The organism is Bradyrhizobium sp. USDA 223, from assembly GCF_044909005.1.
Classification (GTDB): domain Bacteria; phylum Pseudomonadota; class Alphaproteobacteria; order Rhizobiales; family Xanthobacteraceae; genus Bradyrhizobium; species Bradyrhizobium yuanmingense.
Map to the genome: position 1 here is coordinate 2,299,994 of NZ_JBIYDR010000001.1, position 16,260 is coordinate 2,316,253.

A 16,260-nucleotide genomic window follows, 5' to 3' on the forward strand; every position below is an offset into this window, starting at 1 on the left:
GATCAGCCCTAACGAACGGAAGTGGACATCATGACCGCCATCATCGACATCATCGGCCGCGAAATTCTCGATAGCCGGGGCAATCCCACCGTCGAGGTCGATGTCGTGCTGGAGGACGGGGCGCTTGGCCGCGCCGCGGTTCCGTCCGGCGCCTCCACCGGCGCCCATGAGGCTGTGGAACTGCGCGACGGCGACAAGACCCGCTATCTCGGCAAGGGCGTGACCAAAGCGGTCGGCGCCGTCAACGGCGAGATCTTCGAGGCCCTGAGCGGCCTCGACGTCGAGCAACAGGCCCAGATCGACCAGATCATGATCGACCTCGATGGCACGCCGAACAAGAGCCGGCTGGGCGCCAACGCCATTCTCGGCGTCTCGCTGGCCTGCGCCAAGGCGGCCGCAAACTCGCTCGACATGCCGCTCTATCGCTACGTCGGCGGCACCTCCGCGCGCCTGCTGCCGGTGCCGATGATGAACATCATCAATGGCGGCGTGCACGCCGACAACCCGATCGACTTCCAGGAATTCATGATCCTGCCGGTCGGCGCCTCGAGCTTTGCCGAGGGCCTGCGCTACGGCGCGGAAGTCTTCCATACGCTGAAGTCCGAATTGAAGAAGGCCGGCCACAACACCAATGTCGGCGACGAGGGCGGATTCGCCCCGAACCTGCCGTCGGCGGACGCCGCGCTCGACTTCGTCATGAACGCGATCGGCAAGGCCGGCTTCAAGGCGGGCACTGACATCATGCTCGGCCTCGACTGCGCCTCGACCGAGTTCTTCAAGGACGGCAAATACGTCTATGAGGGCGAGGGCAAGACCCGCTCGATCTCCGAGCAGGCGAAGTATCTTGCAGACCTCGTCGCGCGCTACCCGATCGTGACCATCGAGGACGGCATGTCGGAAGACGACATGGACGGCTGGAAGGAGCTCACCGACCTGATCGGCAAGAAGTGCCAGCTGGTCGGCGACGACCTCTTCGTCACCAACGTCAAGCGCCTCGCCGAAGGCATCAAGACCGGCCGCGCCAACTCGATCCTGATCAAGGTCAACCAGATCGGCACGCTGACCGAGACGCTCGCCGCGGTCGAGATGGCGCACAAGGCCGGCTACACCTCGGTGATGTCGCACCGTTCCGGCGAGACCGAGGATTCCACCATCGCCGACCTCGCGGTCGCCACCAATTGCGGTCAGATCAAGACCGGCTCCCTTGCAAGGTCCGACCGCACCGCCAAATACAACCAGCTCCTGCGCATCGAGCAGCAGCTCGGCAAGCAGGCGCTCTATGGCGGCAAGGCGGCACTGAAGGCGCTGGCGTAAGCCGGCGTCTCAATCCGCGCAAACGGAAGGACAGGGGAGGATCGACATGAGTGACGGCAAGACCGGACTGGAATTGCGTTCGCTGCTGAAGAAGAGCGGCGAGCTGGAATTGTCTCTCGTGACGGTCCCGACCGCGGAGCCGGCCGACGATGAGGTCGTGGTTCGCGTCGAGGCCACCCCGATCAATCCATCCGACCTCGGGCTCCTGATCGGTCCCGCCGACATGTCGGCCGCCAAGGCCTCCGGCACCAAGGAGATGCCGGTCATCACCGCCACGATGCCGGAGGCGGCGATGCGGATGATGGCGGCGAGATTCGATCAGTCGCTGCCGGTCGGCAACGAGGGCGCCGGCACGGTGATAAGGACCGGATCGTCGGATGCGGCCAAGGCCCTGATGGGCAAGACGGTGTCGATGATCGGCGGCGGGATTTACACGCAGTACCGCGTGCTCAAGGTCCGCGACGTCATGGAGCTGCCGCCGGGCACCACGGCGGCGGACGGCGCCTCCTGGTTCGTCAATCCGCTGACCGCACTCGGCATGACCGAGACGATGCGGCGGGAGAACCACAAGGCGCTCGTGCACACGGCCGCAGCCTCCAATCTCGGTCAGATGCTCAACAAGATCTGCATCAAGGACGGCATCGGCCTCGTCAACATCGTCAGGAACAAGGAGCAGGCCGACATCCTGCACAAGATCGGCGCGAAATACGTCGTGGATTCCAGCGCGCCCAGCTTCATGGACGATCTCACCAACGCGCTGGTCGAGACCGGCGCCACCATCGCCTTCGACGCCATCGGCGGCGGCAAGCTGGCGAGCCAGATCCTGACCGCGATGGAGATCGCGGCCAACAAGACCGCGAAGGAATACAGCCGCTACGGCTCCAACGTGTACAAGCAGGTCTATATTTATGGCAGCCTCGACACCCGGCCCACGGAGCTGAACCGCTCGTTCGGGCTCAGCTGGGGCGTCGGCGGCTGGCTGCTCACGCCATTCCTTCAGAACATCGGCCCGGCCGAGATCGGCCGCCTGCGCCAGCGCGTGGCATCCGAGCTCAAGACCACCTTCGCCAGCCACTACACCAAGGTGGTGTCGCTCGCCGAGGCGCTCGATCCCGCCAACATCGCGGTCTACGCCAAGCGCGCAACCGGCGAAAAATTCCTGATCAACCCGAACAAGTGATCGGCTTGGACGGTTATCGTGACACATCGGGCCGCCGCTTGGCGGCCTGATTCCTTTTTGTATCGGCCCGGATGGAGGGCACGCGGACCCATTTCCAGAAACGCAGCGTTTCCAAATCGGACCAGTTCATGCACTTGCATCTATTGGCCCGGATGGCTTAAGTGCCGTCCCGGCATTCCCGCTCAAGCCTTCAAGGACACCCAATGGCCTACAACATCGTCACGATCGCTGGCAGCCTGCGCAAGGACAGCTTCTCGCTCAAGATCGCCAATGCGCTCGCCAAGCTCGCGCCTGCCTCGCTCAACCTCGAGGTGATCACGCCGGCGGGCATCTCGTTCTTCAACCAGGACCTAGAGGGCGCGCCGCCCGCGGACTGGCTCGCCTTCCGCGAGAAGCTCAAGACGTCGAATGGCGTCCTGTTCGTCACGCCCGAATACAACCGCTCGATCCCGGGCGTTCTGAAGAATGCCATCGATGTCGCTTCGCGCCCCTATGGCAAGAGCTCGTTCCTCGGCAAACCGGTCGGCATCGTCTCCAATTCGCCGGGGCTGCTCGGCGGCGTCAGCGCGGCCAAGCATCTGCAGAACATTCTGCCGGGCATTTCTGGTCCGGTCCTCCAGCAGCCGGAAATCTACCTCAGTGGCGTCGGCGATGCCTTCGATGCGGAGGGCAACCTGACCAAGGACTCCCTCAAGACGGTGCTGCAGCAATATATCGACGCCTTCGCCGCGCATGTGGCGAAGAATCAGGGTTGAGCTTCCGGCCAAGCCGACGCTCCGTCAGGCCCGGGCTTGTCTCGGGCATCCACGTTCTTCGTTATCGCCGGCAAAGCACGTGGATGGCCGGGACAAGCCCGGCCATGACGCGTCGTGGGGATAGTGCCTCGTTCTGGCAATTAGCACTCCCTTAACCAACCTGTCCCATCTTCCGAAGATGGTCTCCCGCGCGCGCCTGAAATCGATCCTGACCGGTCTTGCCCTCTATGCGATGGCGGCGGCGATCGTCGGCTATTTCGGCGTCAACGCCTATACCGGCAAATACGGCCTCAACGCCCGCCAAGAGCTCGACCAGGAGATCATCGCGCTGACCAGTGAGCTGGCTCAGCTCAAGCGCGAGCGCGCCAGGAGCGAACAACGGGTGTCGCTGTTGCGGTCCGAGAAGATCGACCCGGACATGCTGGACGAGCGGGCGCGCTTCCAGCTCGACTATGTCCATCCGCGCGATCTCGTTCGGATGATCCCGGCGAATTAGCGCATCCGCAGCTTCCGAAAGCCGCTGCTGGGATCCGGCAACCTGCCTCCTCCTGCGAAGGTCGTAACTCCGGAACCGGGCGGTCGCCTTGACGGCGGCGCCGCGGCGGGCTCATGCCATTTGCAGGCGCTGGCTGAAGTTGACGTAGATCAACCGGGGAGCAGCGGCGCGTCCTACAATCGATATCCGGAGGAAACTGTGGTGAATGGGACAATGCCCCGGCATCACGCGGCCCGCGTCGAGGCCGCCATCGCGTCAGGCCAGGCGGCCCGGTCCGCGCTCGTGGCCTCGTGGCGCCGTTCCTCCCGATTGCATCATCTCGATCCCGGCGGCCACGCCGCGCCGATGCGGCTGACCGAAGCCGAGCTGCAGCAGGCGCGCGAGCGCATCGCGCCGCTTCTGGCGGCCGCCCAGGGCGCCATGGACCGGCTTTACCAGGCGGTCGGCGCAGCGGGCTGCTGCGTGCTGCTCGCCGATCGCGAGGGCGTGCCGGTCGATCGCCGCGGCACGGTGGCGGACGATGCGACGTTTCAGTCCTGGGGCCTTTGGACCGGTGCACTCTGGAGCGAGGAGCACGAGGGCACCAACGGTATCGGCACCTGCCTCGTCGAGCAGCGTCCGCTGACCATCGATCGCGACCAGCACTTCTTTGCGCGCAACACGCTTCTGAGCTGCACCGCCGTTCCGATCTACGATCACGAGGCGGCGCTCGCGGGCGTGCTCGACGTCTCCTCCTGCCGCGCCGACCGCACCGATGCCTTCGCCAGCCTGATCGCGCTCGCGGCAGGCGAGGCGGCCAGGCGGATCGAGGCCGACCTGTTTCGCAAGGTCTTCGCCCATGCCCGCATCGTGCTGACACAAGCGGCGGATGGAAGCTGCGGCGGCCTCGTTGCGGTCGATGCGGACGATCTGGTGATCGGCGCAACGCGCTCCGCGCGGGCAGCGCTCGGCATCGTGCCCGGCGGTGCGTTGCGGCCGGTGCCCGCGGCCGATCTTCTCGGCGGCGATGCCGCGCGCGATCATCTTGTCGGTGGCCAGCGTGCGGTGCTGCAGCGCGCGCTGCTGCGCGCTGGCGGCAATGTCTCCGCAGCCGCCAAGGCCCTCGGCGTCAGCCGCGCCACGCTGCACCGGAAGCTCAAGCGGTTCGAGCTGAACCACTGAGCGGCGCCGCGCCACGACTGTCGCAGAACTGCGACAGGTCCGCTCCGCGATCGCGTCCACCCGGGCTGACAGAAAACGCCTCCCGCATCATCGTCTGCGCAAGTCGCGAACAGGCGACGACAAGCGCAAACAGCAACATCGGGAGTGATCAATGAACAAGGTGGAATTCCTCAGCGTCACCAAAGTGCCCTTTGCCGAACGCTACGACAACTTCATCGGCGGCAAGTTCGTCGCGCCGATCTCCGGGAAATATTTCGACAATGCCTCGCCCCTGACTGGCCAGGTCGTCTGCAAGATCGCGCGGTCCGACGCGCAGGACATCGAGGCAGCGCTCGACGCGGCGCATGCCGCCAAGTCCGCCTGGGGCCGCACCAGCGTCGCCGAGCGCGCCGCGGTCCTGAACCGGATCGCCGACCGCATGGAAGAGAACCTCGAGCGCCTCGCGATTGCCGAGACCTGGGACAATGGCAAGCCGATCCGCGAGACGCGTGCCGCCGACCTGCCGCTCGCGATCGACCATTTCCGGTATTTCGCCGGTGTGGTGCGTGCGCAGGAAGGCTCGATCGGCGAGATCGACCACGACACCATCGCCTACCATTTCCATGAGCCGCTCGGCGTGGTCGGCCAGATCATACCCTGGAACTTCCCGCTTCTGATGGCCTGCTGGAAGCTCGCGCCGGCGCTGGCCGCCGGCAATTGCGTGGTGCTCAAGCCCGCCGAGCAGACCCCGGCCTCGATCATGGTCTTCGCCGAGATCATCGCCGACCTGCTGCCGCCTGGCGTGCTCAACATCGTCAACGGCTTCGGCCTCGAGGCCGGCAAGCCGCTGGCGTCGAGCCCGCGCATTGCCAAGATCGCCTTCACCGGCGAGACCACGACGGGCCGGCTGATCATGCAATATGCCAGCCAGAACCTCATCCCGGTCACGCTCGAGCTCGGAGGCAAGTCGCCGAACATCTTCTTCAAGGACGTCACCGCCGAGGACGACGATTTCTTCGACAAGGCGATCGAGGGCTTCGTCATGTTCGCGCTGAACCAGGGCGAGGTCTGCACCTGTCCGAGCCGGGCGCTGGTCCACGCCGACATCTATGACCGCTTCATGGAGCGGGCGCTCAAGCGCGTCGCCGCGATCAAGCAGGGCGATCCGCGTGATGCCACGACCATGATCGGCGCCCAGGCCTCCAGCGAGCAGCTCAGCAAGATCCTCTCCTATATCGACATCGGCAAGCAGGAGGGCGCCAAGGTGCTGGCCGGCGGCGGACGCGCCGATCTCGGCGGTGATCTCACCGGCGGCTTCTACGTCCAGCCGACCGTGTTCGAGGGTCACAACAAGATGCGAATCTTCCAGGAGGAGATTTTCGGCCCCGTCGTCTCGGTCACGACCTTCAAGACCGACGAAGAGGCGCTCGCGATCGCCAACGACACGCTCTACGGCCTGGGTGCCGGCGTTTGGAGCCGCGACGCCAATCGCTGCTACCGCTTCGGCCGGGAGATCCAGGCCGGCCGGGTCTGGACCAACTGCTACCACGCCTATCCCGCCCATGCGGCGTTCGGCGGCTACAAGCAGTCGGGCGTCGGGCGTGAGACCCACAAGATGATGCTCGATCATTACCAGCAGACCAAGAACCTCCTGGTCAGCTACAGCCCGAAGAAGCTCGGCTTCTTCTGATCGGGAAGCCGCACTCACGAGGTCGTCATGCCCGGGCTTGTCCCGGGCATCCACGTTCTTCGTGCGCGGGGCGAGGCGTGGATGGCCGGGACAAGCCCGGCCATGACGTCGTGGAAGCTGTAGCGCTCAATTTATGAGATTTGGCGGCAGGATGACTGCGCAGCACTTCTTGATCCGGTCACGAATCTGCGCGCACGATGGCGCGCATAGATTTGTTGCCCGATCAGCGCCAAAGATTTTGCAATATTTCGATCACGTTGCAGTGCGGCATAATGAAAGTCGTGCCATGCCGCCGCGGTGCTTTCCAAGGGCGTTTGACTTGGGTTAGAGAGGGCGAAAGTTTTCTCTGACCCGGAATTCCCATGGCCGCACTCAAGAAAGCCGCCGCAAGCGCTGCACAGGACAAGACCGACGGCGGTTCGCCCCCGGAATTCACGAAGGAGCAGGAACTCAAGGCGCTCCGCGACATGCTCCTGATCCGGCGCTTCGAGGAAAAGGCAGGCCAGCTCTACGGCATGGGTGCCATCGGCGGCTTCTGCCACCTCTATATCGGCCAGGAGGCCGTGGTGGTCGGCATGCAGATGGCCCTCAAAGAGGGCGATCAGGTCATCACCGGCTATCGCGACCACGGTCACATGCTCGCGACCGGCATGGATGCCAACGGTGTCATGGCCGAGCTGACGGGTCGTCGCGGCGGCTATTCCAAAGGCAAGGGCGGCTCCATGCACATGTTCAGCAAGGAGAAGCACTTCTACGGCGGTCACGGCATCGTCGGCGCCCAGGTCTCGCTCGGCACCGGCCTTGCCTTTGCCAACCACTATCGCGGCAACGACAATGTCAGCGTCACCTATTTCGGCGACGGTGCGGCCAACCAGGGCCAGGTCTATGAGAGCTTCAACATGGCGGAGCTCTGGAAGCTGCCGGTGATCTACGTCATCGAGAACAACCGCTACGCCATGGGCACCTCGGTCTCGCGCGCCTCGGCGCAGCAGGATTTTTCCAAGCGCGGGGCGTCATTCAACATCCCGGGCAAGCAGGTCGACGGCATGGACGTCCGCGCCGTGAAGGCGGCGGGCGAGGAGGCGGCGGCCTGGTGCCGTGGCGGCAAGGGTCCCTTCATCCTGGAGATGCAGACCTACCGCTATCGCGGCCACTCGATGTCCGATCCCGCAAAATATCGCACACGCGAGGAGGTCGAGAAGGTTCGCCACGACCAGGATCCGATCGAGCAGGTTCGCAATCGCCTGCTCGCTGCCAAGGTCAGCGAGGCCGATCTCAAGGCGATCGACGCCGAAGTGCGCGACATCGTCAACGCCTCCGCCGATTTCGCCCAGCATGATCCCGAGCCGGATGCCGCCGAGCTCTGGACCGACGTGTACCGCTGAACGCGCGCAAGCTTTCTTTGGAGAAGATATGCCAATTCAAGTGCTGATGCCCGCGTTGTCGCCCACGATGGAGAAGGGCAACCTCGCCAAATGGCTGAAGAAAGAGGGCGAGACGATCAAGTCTGGCGACGTCATCGCCGAGATCGAGACCGACAAGGCGACCATGGAGGTCGAGGCGACCGACGAGGGCACGCTCGGCAAGATCCTGATCCCCGAGGGCACCGCCGACGTCGCGGTGAACACCCCGATCGCGACCATCCTCGCCGACGGCGAGAGCGCGGCTGATCTCGCCAAGGCACCCGCAGCGGCGGCGAAGGCTGCGGAGTCCGCGCCGCCGGCCGCAGCAAAGGCCGAGGCGCCCGCGCCGAAAGCCGCGCCTGCTCCGCAGGCCGTCGCCGAGCCCGATCCGGAAGTCCCCGCCGGCACTGAAATGGTGACGCAGACTATCCGCGAAGCGCTGCGCGATGCCATGGCCGAAGAGATGCGCCGCGACGCGGATGTGTTCGTGATGGGCGAAGAGGTGGCCGAATATCAGGGCGCCTACAAGGTGACCCAGGGCCTGCTCCAGGAGTTCGGCGCCAAGCGCGTGATCGACACGCCGATCACCGAGCACGGCTTTGCTGGCGTCGGCGTCGGCGCCGCGATGACCGGCCTCAAGCCGATCGTCGAGTTCATGACCTTCAACTTCGCCATGCAGGCGATCGACCAGATCATTAATTCCGCGGCCAAGACGCTCTACATGTCCGGTGGCCAGATGGGCTGCTCGATCGTGTTCCGCGGACCGAACGGTGCGGCCGCGCGCGTCGCCGCGCAGCACAGCCAGGACTATTCGGCGTGGTATTCGCACGTCCCCGGCCTCAAGGTGGTTGCGCCATATTCGGCCGCGGACGCCAAGGGCCTGCTCAAGGCTGCGATCCGCGATCCGAACCCGGTGATCTTCCTCGAGAACGAGGTGCTGTACGGTCACACCGGCGAAGTGCCCAAGCTCGACGATTTCATCATCCCGATCGGCAAGGCACGCATCGTCCGCGCCGGCAGCCACGTCACCATCATCTCCTGGTCGAACGGCATGACCTATGCGCTGAAGGCCGCCGACGAGCTTGCCAAGGACGGCATCGAGGCCGAGGTGATCGACCTGCGCACGCTGCGCCCGATGGATACCGAGACCATCATCAACTCGGTCAAGAAAACGGGCCGGGCCGTCACCGTGGAAGAGGGCTGGGCCCAGAGCGGCGTCGGCGCCGAGATTGCCGCGCGCATCATGGAGAACGCCTTCGACTATCTTGATGCGCCGGTGACGCGCGTGTCTGGCAAGGACGTGCCGATGCCCTATGCCGCGAACCTGGAGAAGCTCGCGCTGCCCTCGGCGGCGGACGTCGTCGAGGCCGCCAAAGCCGTCTGCTACAGGTAGACCATGGCAGGCCCCAAGGAGCAGCCACTGCCGCCAGACGTCATGACCCGCGACGACGCGGTCGAGATCCTGCGCGTGTTCGTGCTCGACGGCGGGCTGTCGATGGCGTTCCAGCGCGCCTTCGAGGAGCCGGACATGTGGGGCCTCCTGCTCGTCGATCTCGCACGTCATGCCGCGCGCGCCTATGCGCGCGAGAGCGAATATACCGAGGAGGACGCGCTGAACCGGATCCTCGACATGTTCCAGGCCGAGATCGAGCGTCCCACCGACACCGGCACCACCACGCCGCGCGGCAAGGGGCACTGACCATGGCGATCGAAGCCCATCATTACGATTTCATGCTGGAGGCGATCCGCGAGGCGGAAGCCTCGATCGCGCAGGGCGGCCTGCCGATCGGCGCGGTGCTGACGCGCGACAACAAGATCATCGCCCGCGGCCACAACAACCGCGTGCAGGAGAACAATCCGATCCTGCATGGCGAGATGAGCTGCCTGCGCGAGGCCGGCGCGATCTCGTTCCATGACACCGTCATGTACACCACGCTGTCGCCTTGCTCGATGTGCGCCGGCGCGCTCGCGCTGTTCAAGGTTAAGCTGGTGGTGATCGGAGAGTCCATCACCTTCCCCGGCTCGAAGGACATCCTCGACAAGTTCGGCATCCCCTGGATCGACCTTGCCGACGACCGCTCCATCACCATGATGAAGAATTGGCGCTCCATCCCCGCCAATGAGCGCCTGTGGCAGGGCGACATCGGCAACTAAACCTGGTCTGTTCGTCTTCGCTGTCGAAAGACGACGTTTTGCAAAGTTCTTCTTGAGGTCAGCATGCCCATCAACATCCTGATGCCCGCTCTCTCGCCGACGATGGAGAAGGGCAACCTCGCCAAGTGGCTGAAGAAGGAGGGCGACAAGGTCAAGTCCGGCGACGTCATCGCCGAGATCGAGACCGACAAGGCGACCATGGAGGTCGAGGCGATCGATGAGGGCACGATCGCCAAGATCCTGGTGCCCGAGGGCACGCAGGACGTTCCGGTGAACGACGTGATCGCGGTGCTCGCCGGCGAGGGCGAGGATGTGAAGGCTGCAGGGAGCGCCAAGCCCAGCGCTTCGGCCGCGCCGCCGAAAGCTGCTGAAGCACCTGCTGCTGCGCCGGCGCCGGCGCCTGCTGCGCCCAAGGCCGCGGCGTCGCCGGCAGCTGCGCCCGCGCCGCAGCCCGCAGCTCCGGCCGCGCAGGCCAATGGCCACGGCGGTCGTGTGTTCTCATCGCCGCTGGCGCGGCGTCTCGCCAAGGAAGCCGGCATTGACGTCGGCATGGTCACCGGCACCGGCCCGCACGGCCGCGTGGTCGCGCGCGACGTCGAGCAGGCCAAGTCCGGCAAGGGTCTGAAAGCGCCCGCTGCTGCGCCGTCAGGCGCGCCCGCGATCGCGCCGACCATGTCGGACAAGCAGATCCTGTCGCTGTTCGAGCCTGGTTCCTACGACATCGTCCCGCATGACGGCATGCGCCGTACCATCGCGCAGCGCCTGACCGCGTCGATCCAGAACGTCCCGCACTTCTACCTCACCATCGACTGCGACATCGGCAAGCTGCTCACGGCCCGCGAGGAGATCAATGCCGCCGCGCCGAAGGACAAGGAGAAGAAGCCGCTCTACAAGATCTCGGTCAACGACTTCGTCATCAAGGCGATGGCGGTCGCGCTGCAGAAGATCCCGAACTGCAACGTCAGCTGGACCGAAAGCGGCATGGTCAAGCACCACCATTCCGACGTCGGCGTCGCCGTCGCGATGCCCGGCGGCCTGATCACGCCGATCATCCGGAAAGCGGAGACCAAGACGCTCTCGACCATCTCCAACGAGATGAAGGATTTTGCCGCGCGGGCTCGTTCCCGCAAATTGAAGCCTGAGGAATATCAGGGCGGCACCACCGCCGTCTCCAACCTCGGCATGTACGGCATCAGCCACTTCACCGCCGTGATCAATCCGCCGCATGCGACCATCCTTGCGGTCGGCACCAGCGAGGAGCGTCCCGTCGTGCGCGGCGGCAAGATCGAGATCGCGCACATGATGAGCGTGACCCTGTCCTGCGATCACCGCGCCATCGACGGCGCCCTCGGCGCCGAACTGATCGGCGCGTTCAAACAGCTGATCGAAAACCCCGTCATGATGATGGTCTGACGCGGCGGCAGAGGGGGCAACCTTGCATGTCCGGACCCGCTGGCCATGGATATCGCTATTGCTCGGAGCCATCGTCGCGCTCAACCCGGTCGGGCTCGATTTTCTTCACTCTGCGTTCTTTGCCGGCGAGCAGCTGGCACGAAACATCGCCCAGCCGATCGTGCTCACCGCGCTTGCCATCATAGTCCTGGTGGTGCTGTTCGAATGGCTGGTGAGGTCTTTTCTGGTCAAGCGCCGCGCCCGCGGCGCTTCTTGAGTTGAACGGGAGCCGCTATGGCCGACACATCCTTCGACGTCATCATCATCGGCTCCGGCCCCGGCGGCTATGTCACCGCCATCCGTGCCGCGCAGCTCGGCTTCAAGACCGCGATCGTCGAAAAGTCCTATCTCGGCGGCATCTGCCTGAACTGGGGTTGCATTCCGACCAAGGCGCTGCTGCGTTCAGCCGAGATCTACCACTACATGCAGCACGCCAAGGACTACGGGCTCTCCGCCGAGAAGGTCTCGTTTGATCCGAAGGCGGTGGTGCAGCGTTCGCGCGGCGTCTCCAAGCGCCTCAACGACGGCGTCGGCTTCCTGATGAAGAAGAACAAGGTCAGCGTGATCTGGGGCGCCGCCTCGATCGACGCGCCCGGCAAGGTCACGGTGAAGAAGTCCGACGTCGAGGGCCCGAAGGGCGCGCTAGGCGAGGGGACCTATCAGGCCAAGCACATCATCGTCGCCACCGGCGCGCGGCCGCGCGTGCTGCCGGGCCTCGAGCCGGACAAGAAGCTGGTCTGGACCTATTTCGAGGCGATGGTGCCGGAGCGGATGCCGAAGTCGCTGCTGGTGGTCGGCTCCGGCGCGATCGGCATCGAGTTCGCCTCGTTCTTCCACACCATGGGAAGCGACGTCACCGTGGTCGAGGTGCTGCCGCAGATCCTCCCGGTCGAGGACGCCGAGATCGCGGGCCTCGCCCGCAAGCAGCTGGAGAAGCAGGGCATCAAGATCATGTCCTCGACCAAGGTCACAAAACTGGAGAAGAAGGCCGACAGCGTCCTCGCCACCATCGACGACGGCAAGGGCAAGCCCGTCACATCAGAGTTCGAGCGCGTGATCTCGGCGGTCGGCGTCGTCGGCAACATCGAGAATCTCGGCTTGGAAAAAGTCGGCGTGAAGACCGACCGCGGCATCATCGTGGTCGACGGTCACGGCAAGACCAACGTCCCCGGCATCTACGCGATCGGCGACGTCGCCGGCCCCCCGATGCTGGCGCACAAGGCCGAGCATGAGGGCGTGATCTGCGTCGAGGCGATCAAGGGCCTCAATCCGCATCCCATGGACAAGAACATGATCCCGGGCTGCACCTATTGCCACCCCCAGGTCGCCTCGGTTGGCCTCACCGAAGCCAAAGCGAAAGAGAGCGGCCGCGAGATCCGCGTCGGCCGCTTTCCCTTCGTGGGCAACGGCAAGGCGATCGCGCTCGGCGAGGATCAGGGCCTGGTCAAGGTCATCTTTGACAAGAAGACCGGCCAACTGCTCGGGGCCCACATGGTCGGCGCGGAGGTCACCGAGCTGATCCAGGGCTACGTCGTCGCCATGAATCTGGAGACCACGGAAGAAGAGCTGATGCACACGGTGTTCCCGCATCCGACCCTGTCGGAGATGATGAAGGAAGCCGTGCTGGATGCCTATGGACGGGTGTTAAACATTTGAGGGGCGAGCGCGTCGCCCGCCGCCGTCATTGCGAGCGAAGCGAAGCAATCCAGACTGCTGCTGCGGAAAGATTCTGGATTGCTTCGCTTCGCTCGCAATGACGAGCAGAGAGAGCTGTTTGCAGAACAAGAAGGAAATCATCCCATGCACGACAACGACAATCTCACCATCGAACGCCCGACCTTCGTCACCCATCTCGAATGCGCGATGGAGGGCGATCATTACGCGGCCGACGAGGTCCACAACCTCTCCAAGGCCGGCAAGCCCCTGCTGGTGCGCTACGACCTCGCGGGCGTGAAGAAGGCGCTGACCAAGGATGCGCTCGCCCAGCGCCCTGGCGACATGTGGCGCTACCGCGAGCTCTTGCCCGTGCGCAAATGCAAGGACATCGTCTCGCTCGGCGAAGTCACGACGCCCCTGATCCGACTGCCGAAGCTCGGTGCAAAACTCGGCGGCGGCGAGATCATCGTCAAGGACGAGGGACGGCTGCCGACCGGCTCATTCAAGGCGCGCGGCCTCGTGATGGCGGTGTCGATGGGCAAGGCGCTCGGCATCAAGCACATGGCGATGCCGACCAACGGCAATGCCGGCGCGGCGCTGGCGGCCTACGCCACGTCCTGCGGCATCAAGACCACGATCTTCTGCCCGGCCGATACGCCCGAAGTGAACGTCAGCGAGATCGAGCTGCAGGGCGCGACCGTCTACCGCGTCAACGGCTATATCGACGATTGCGGCAAGATCGTCGGCGAGGGCAAGGCGAAAGTCGGCTGGTTCGACACCTCGACCTTGAAGGAGCCGTACCGCATCGAGGGCAAGAAGACGATGGGCCTCGAGCTCGCCGAGCAGCTCGGCTGGGACGTGCCCGACGTGATCTTCTATCCGACCGGCGGCGGCACCGGCCTGATCGGGATGTGGAAGGCGTTCGACGAGCTCGAGAAGATCGGCTTCATCGGCTCAAAGCGCCCGCGCATGGTTGCGGTGCAGGCCTCCGGCTGTGCGCCGATGGTGCGCGCCTATGAGGCCGGGACCGAGCACGCGACGCGCTGGGAGGACGCCCACACCATCGCCTCGGGCATCCGCGTGCCGCAAGCGATCGGCGACTTCCTGATCCTGCGCGCGGTGCGCGAGAGCAAGGGCTTTGCCATTGCGGTCGATGACGACAAGATCTCGGCGGCGCTGAGCGAGGTCGCGCGCGAGGAGGGGCTCTTGCTCTGCCCCGAGGGTGCCGCGACCTACGCCGCCTACAAGGAAAGTCTCGCCGACGGCCGGGTCAGCAAGACCGATCGCGTCATGCTGTTCAACTGCGCGACCGGCCTGAAATACCCGCTGCCGCCGGTCACCCGCACGCTCGATCGCCACAAGCCGATTGACTATTCGAAATTCTAACTTGCTTCTCCCTCTCCCCGTTCTTACGGGGAGAGGGTCGGGGTGAGGGGCTGCTTCCGCAAACACAGTGAAAGTTGAGCTCGCGGAGACTCCCCCTCACCCGAATTGCTTTGCAATTCGACCTCTCCCCGCAAGCGGGGCGAGGTGAAGAAAAAAACATCTGGGGAGAAGACAATGAAGAAGGCCGTCTGGGCTGCGCTGATTGCTGTTCTCGCTGTTGCAGGCGCCGCGCGCGCCGACGATTTTCCCTCGCGTCCCATTACCATCATCGTGCCGTTTGCGGCGGGCGGGCCTTCGGACGCGATGGCGCGGGTGCTCGCCGAGCGTATGCGGGTGCCGCTCGGCCAGCCGGTCGTGGTCGAGAACGTCACCGGAGCAGGCGGTTCGATCGGTGTCGGCCGTGCCGTGCAATCGCCGCCCGACGGCTACACCATCTCGTTTGGCCATCTCGGCACCCATGTCGCCAACGGCGCCGTCTACAAGCTCAAATTCGACCTCGTCGCCGACCTCGAGCCGGTGGTGCTGCTGCCGAGCAACCCGATGATCGTGGTCAGCAAGAATGCGGTGCCCGCGACCTCGCTGAAGGAGCTGATCGACTGGCTGAAGTCGCGGCCATCGCCGCCGACCGCGGGCACGGCCGGCGCGGGCTCCGGCAGCCACATCGCCGGCGTCTATTTCGAGAGCGTCTCCGGCATCAAGCTGCAATACGTGCCTTATCGCGGCACTGCGCCGGCATTGAACGATCTCATCGCCGGCCAGATCGACATCATCGTCGACCAGACCTCCAATTCCATCGGCCAGGTCCGCGCCGGCACCATCCGCGCCTACGCCGTCACCGACCACAAGCGCCTCGCCTCCGCGCCCGAGATCCCGACCGCGGAGGAGGCGGGCCTGAAAGGCTTCAACATGACGCTGTGGTCGGGCATGTGGGTGCCGAAGGGCACGCCAAAGGAGATCGTCGCAAAGCTCAACGCTGCGGCCGTGGAGGCGCTGAACGATCCGGCAGTGAGGAAGCAGCTGGAAAGCCAGGGTCTCGAGATGACACCCAAGGATCAGCTCACGCCCGAAGCGCTCGGCACGCGGCAAAGGGCCGAGATCGCCAAATGGTGGCCGATCATCAAGGCGGCGAACATCAAGGTAGATTGAACCGGGCGGCGCACTCCTCGCGGCGTCACCGCCGCGTTTGCTGGCGGCGGGCGCTCAAGACGTGGTTTGGTGACCTGGTGCCAGCGCACGGTCCAGGCATTGCATCAGATCCGAGGCGGCGAACGGCTTGCCGAGAAAACAGATTGCGCCCGCATCGAGCGCCCGCACACGCACGCCCTCATCCGGGAAAGCTGTGATGAATATGAACGGCGTAGCCGAACCCTGCGACCGCATCTTCGTCAACAGATCGATTCCGCTCATCAGCGGCATCTGTACGTCGGCGATCACGCACGAGGTGTCGCTCGAATCGGTCGAGCTCAGGAACTCTTCCGCCGAGGCGAACGTGTGGACGTTGTATCCGCGCGATTCCAGGAGATTGTTGATCGCGGCCCGAACGTAGGGGTCGTCGTCAAGCACCGAGATGACCGAAGCCACTGACAAGACGTCCGCTCCTCGCCGGGAATTACGCTTGCCGTCGCCACGGCTAG

Annotated in this window: 16 protein-coding genes; 15 read left to right on the forward strand and 1 reads right to left on the reverse strand. The window is 64.8% G+C overall.

From position 1 onward, the window contains the following. Positions 1 to 30: 30 nt before the first annotated feature. The 15 genes from eno to ABIA40_RS10555 all read left to right on the forward strand — a co-directional run bounded on the left by eno (position 31) and on the right by ABIA40_RS10555 (position 15,772). Entirely contained in the window at positions 31 to 1,314 is a 1,284-nt protein-coding gene (gene eno / locus ABIA40_RS10485) for a phosphopyruvate hydratase (RefSeq protein WP_157283638.1), read from the forward strand. Between the two features lie 46 nt (positions 1,315 to 1,360). After that, positions 1,361 to 2,494, forward strand: coding sequence for a zinc-binding dehydrogenase (locus ABIA40_RS10490; RefSeq protein ID WP_404540932.1), 1,134 nt, complete (start codon positions 1,361 to 1,363; stop codon positions 2,492 to 2,494). A 203-nt stretch (positions 2,495 to 2,697) separates the two neighbouring features. Further along, entirely contained in the window at positions 2,698 to 3,249 is a 552-nt protein-coding gene (locus ABIA40_RS10495; RefSeq protein WP_404540934.1) for an NADPH-dependent FMN reductase, read from the forward strand. Positions 3,250 to 3,427: 178 nt separating this feature from the next. Further along, positions 3,428 to 3,745: a septum formation initiator family protein gene (locus ABIA40_RS10500; RefSeq protein WP_025036496.1), complete on the forward strand. Its 318-nt coding sequence runs from the start codon at positions 3,428 to 3,430 to the stop codon at positions 3,743 to 3,745. 201 nt (positions 3,746 to 3,946) lie between these two features. Next, positions 3,947 to 4,906, forward strand: coding sequence for a GAF domain-containing protein (locus ABIA40_RS10505; protein ID WP_404540936.1), 960 nt, complete (start codon positions 3,947 to 3,949; stop codon positions 4,904 to 4,906). A 151-nt stretch (positions 4,907 to 5,057) separates the two neighbouring features. Continuing rightward, positions 5,058 to 6,575, forward strand: a complete 1,518-nt coding sequence (gene adh / locus ABIA40_RS10510) for an aldehyde dehydrogenase (RefSeq protein WP_275499695.1) — start codon at positions 5,058 to 5,060, stop codon at positions 6,573 to 6,575. 362 nt (positions 6,576 to 6,937) lie between these two features. Beyond that, positions 6,938 to 7,960, forward strand: a complete 1,023-nt coding sequence (gene pdhA, locus ABIA40_RS10515) for a pyruvate dehydrogenase (acetyl-transferring) E1 component subunit alpha (protein ID WP_404540938.1) — start codon at positions 6,938 to 6,940, stop codon at positions 7,958 to 7,960. 28 nt (positions 7,961 to 7,988) lie between these two features. Beyond that, complete coding sequence (locus ABIA40_RS10520; RefSeq protein WP_074447972.1) at positions 7,989 to 9,371, forward strand: pyruvate dehydrogenase complex E1 component subunit beta; 1,383 nt, start codon at positions 7,989 to 7,991, stop codon at positions 9,369 to 9,371. Positions 9,372 to 9,374: 3 nt separating this feature from the next. Continuing rightward, positions 9,375 to 9,677: a DUF5076 domain-containing protein gene (locus tag ABIA40_RS10525; protein WP_008547332.1), complete on the forward strand. Its 303-nt coding sequence runs from the start codon at positions 9,375 to 9,377 to the stop codon at positions 9,675 to 9,677. Positions 9,678 to 9,679: 2 nt separating this feature from the next. Continuing rightward, complete coding sequence (locus ABIA40_RS10530) at positions 9,680 to 10,132, forward strand: nucleoside deaminase (RefSeq protein WP_157283646.1); 453 nt, start codon at positions 9,680 to 9,682, stop codon at positions 10,130 to 10,132. A gap of 63 nt (positions 10,133 to 10,195) precedes the next feature. After that, positions 10,196 to 11,545 carry a pyruvate dehydrogenase complex dihydrolipoamide acetyltransferase gene (locus ABIA40_RS10535; RefSeq protein ID WP_157283647.1) on the forward strand — a complete coding sequence of 450 codons (1,350 nt, stop codon included), beginning with the start codon at positions 10,196 to 10,198 and terminating at the stop codon, positions 11,543 to 11,545. Positions 11,546 to 11,594: 49 nt separating this feature from the next. Then, positions 11,595 to 11,801, forward strand: coding sequence for a hypothetical protein (locus ABIA40_RS10540; protein WP_404546205.1), 207 nt, complete (start codon positions 11,595 to 11,597; stop codon positions 11,799 to 11,801). A gap of 17 nt (positions 11,802 to 11,818) precedes the next feature. Next, a complete protein-coding gene (lpdA, locus tag ABIA40_RS10545; RefSeq protein ID WP_275499688.1) occupies positions 11,819 to 13,240 on the forward strand; it encodes a dihydrolipoyl dehydrogenase in 1,422 nt (473 codons plus the stop codon). A gap of 144 nt (positions 13,241 to 13,384) precedes the next feature. Then, a complete protein-coding gene (locus ABIA40_RS10550; protein ID WP_271537789.1) occupies positions 13,385 to 14,626 on the forward strand; it encodes a threonine synthase in 1,242 nt (413 codons plus the stop codon). 174 nt (positions 14,627 to 14,800) lie between these two features. After that, on the forward strand, positions 14,801 to 15,772 hold the full coding sequence (locus ABIA40_RS10555) for a tripartite tricarboxylate transporter substrate binding protein BugD (RefSeq protein WP_404540941.1): 972 nt from the start codon (positions 14,801 to 14,803) through the stop codon (positions 15,770 to 15,772). A gap of 54 nt (positions 15,773 to 15,826) precedes the next feature. Here the strand turns inward: ABIA40_RS10555 and ABIA40_RS10560 are convergent, their stop codons facing one another. Continuing rightward, complete coding sequence (locus ABIA40_RS10560) at positions 15,827 to 16,213, reverse strand: response regulator transcription factor (RefSeq protein WP_404540943.1); 387 nt, start codon at positions 16,211 to 16,213, stop codon at positions 15,827 to 15,829. Positions 16,214 to 16,260 lie beyond the last annotated feature (47 nt).

Bases quoted from the DNA above. Each gene is read 5' to 3' on its own strand.
- eno (WP_157283638.1), top strand. From the start codon at position 31: ATGACCGCCATCATCGACATCATCGGCCGCGAAATTCTCGATAGCCGG.
- ABIA40_RS10490 (WP_404540932.1), top strand. From the start codon at position 1,361: ATGAGTGACGGCAAGACCGGACTGGAATTGCGTTCGCTGCTGAAGAAG.
- ABIA40_RS10495 (WP_404540934.1), top strand. From the start codon at position 2,698: ATGGCCTACAACATCGTCACGATCGCTGGCAGCCTGCGCAAGGACAGC.
- ABIA40_RS10500 (WP_025036496.1), top strand. From the start codon at position 3,428: ATGGTCTCCCGCGCGCGCCTGAAATCGATCCTGACCGGTCTTGCCCTC.
- adh (WP_275499695.1), top strand. From the start codon at position 5,058: ATGAACAAGGTGGAATTCCTCAGCGTCACCAAAGTGCCCTTTGCCGAA.
- pdhA (WP_404540938.1), top strand. From the start codon at position 6,938: ATGGCCGCACTCAAGAAAGCCGCCGCAAGCGCTGCACAGGACAAGACC.
- ABIA40_RS10520 (WP_074447972.1), top strand. From the start codon at position 7,989: ATGCCAATTCAAGTGCTGATGCCCGCGTTGTCGCCCACGATGGAGAAG.
- ABIA40_RS10525 (WP_008547332.1), top strand. From the start codon at position 9,375: ATGGCAGGCCCCAAGGAGCAGCCACTGCCGCCAGACGTCATGACCCGC.
- ABIA40_RS10530 (WP_157283646.1), top strand. From the start codon at position 9,680: ATGGCGATCGAAGCCCATCATTACGATTTCATGCTGGAGGCGATCCGC.
- ABIA40_RS10535 (WP_157283647.1), top strand. From the start codon at position 10,196: ATGCCCATCAACATCCTGATGCCCGCTCTCTCGCCGACGATGGAGAAG.
- lpdA (WP_275499688.1), top strand. From the start codon at position 11,819: ATGGCCGACACATCCTTCGACGTCATCATCATCGGCTCCGGCCCCGGC.
- ABIA40_RS10550 (WP_271537789.1), top strand. From the start codon at position 13,385: ATGCACGACAACGACAATCTCACCATCGAACGCCCGACCTTCGTCACC.
- ABIA40_RS10555 (WP_404540941.1), top strand. From the start codon at position 14,801: ATGAAGAAGGCCGTCTGGGCTGCGCTGATTGCTGTTCTCGCTGTTGCA.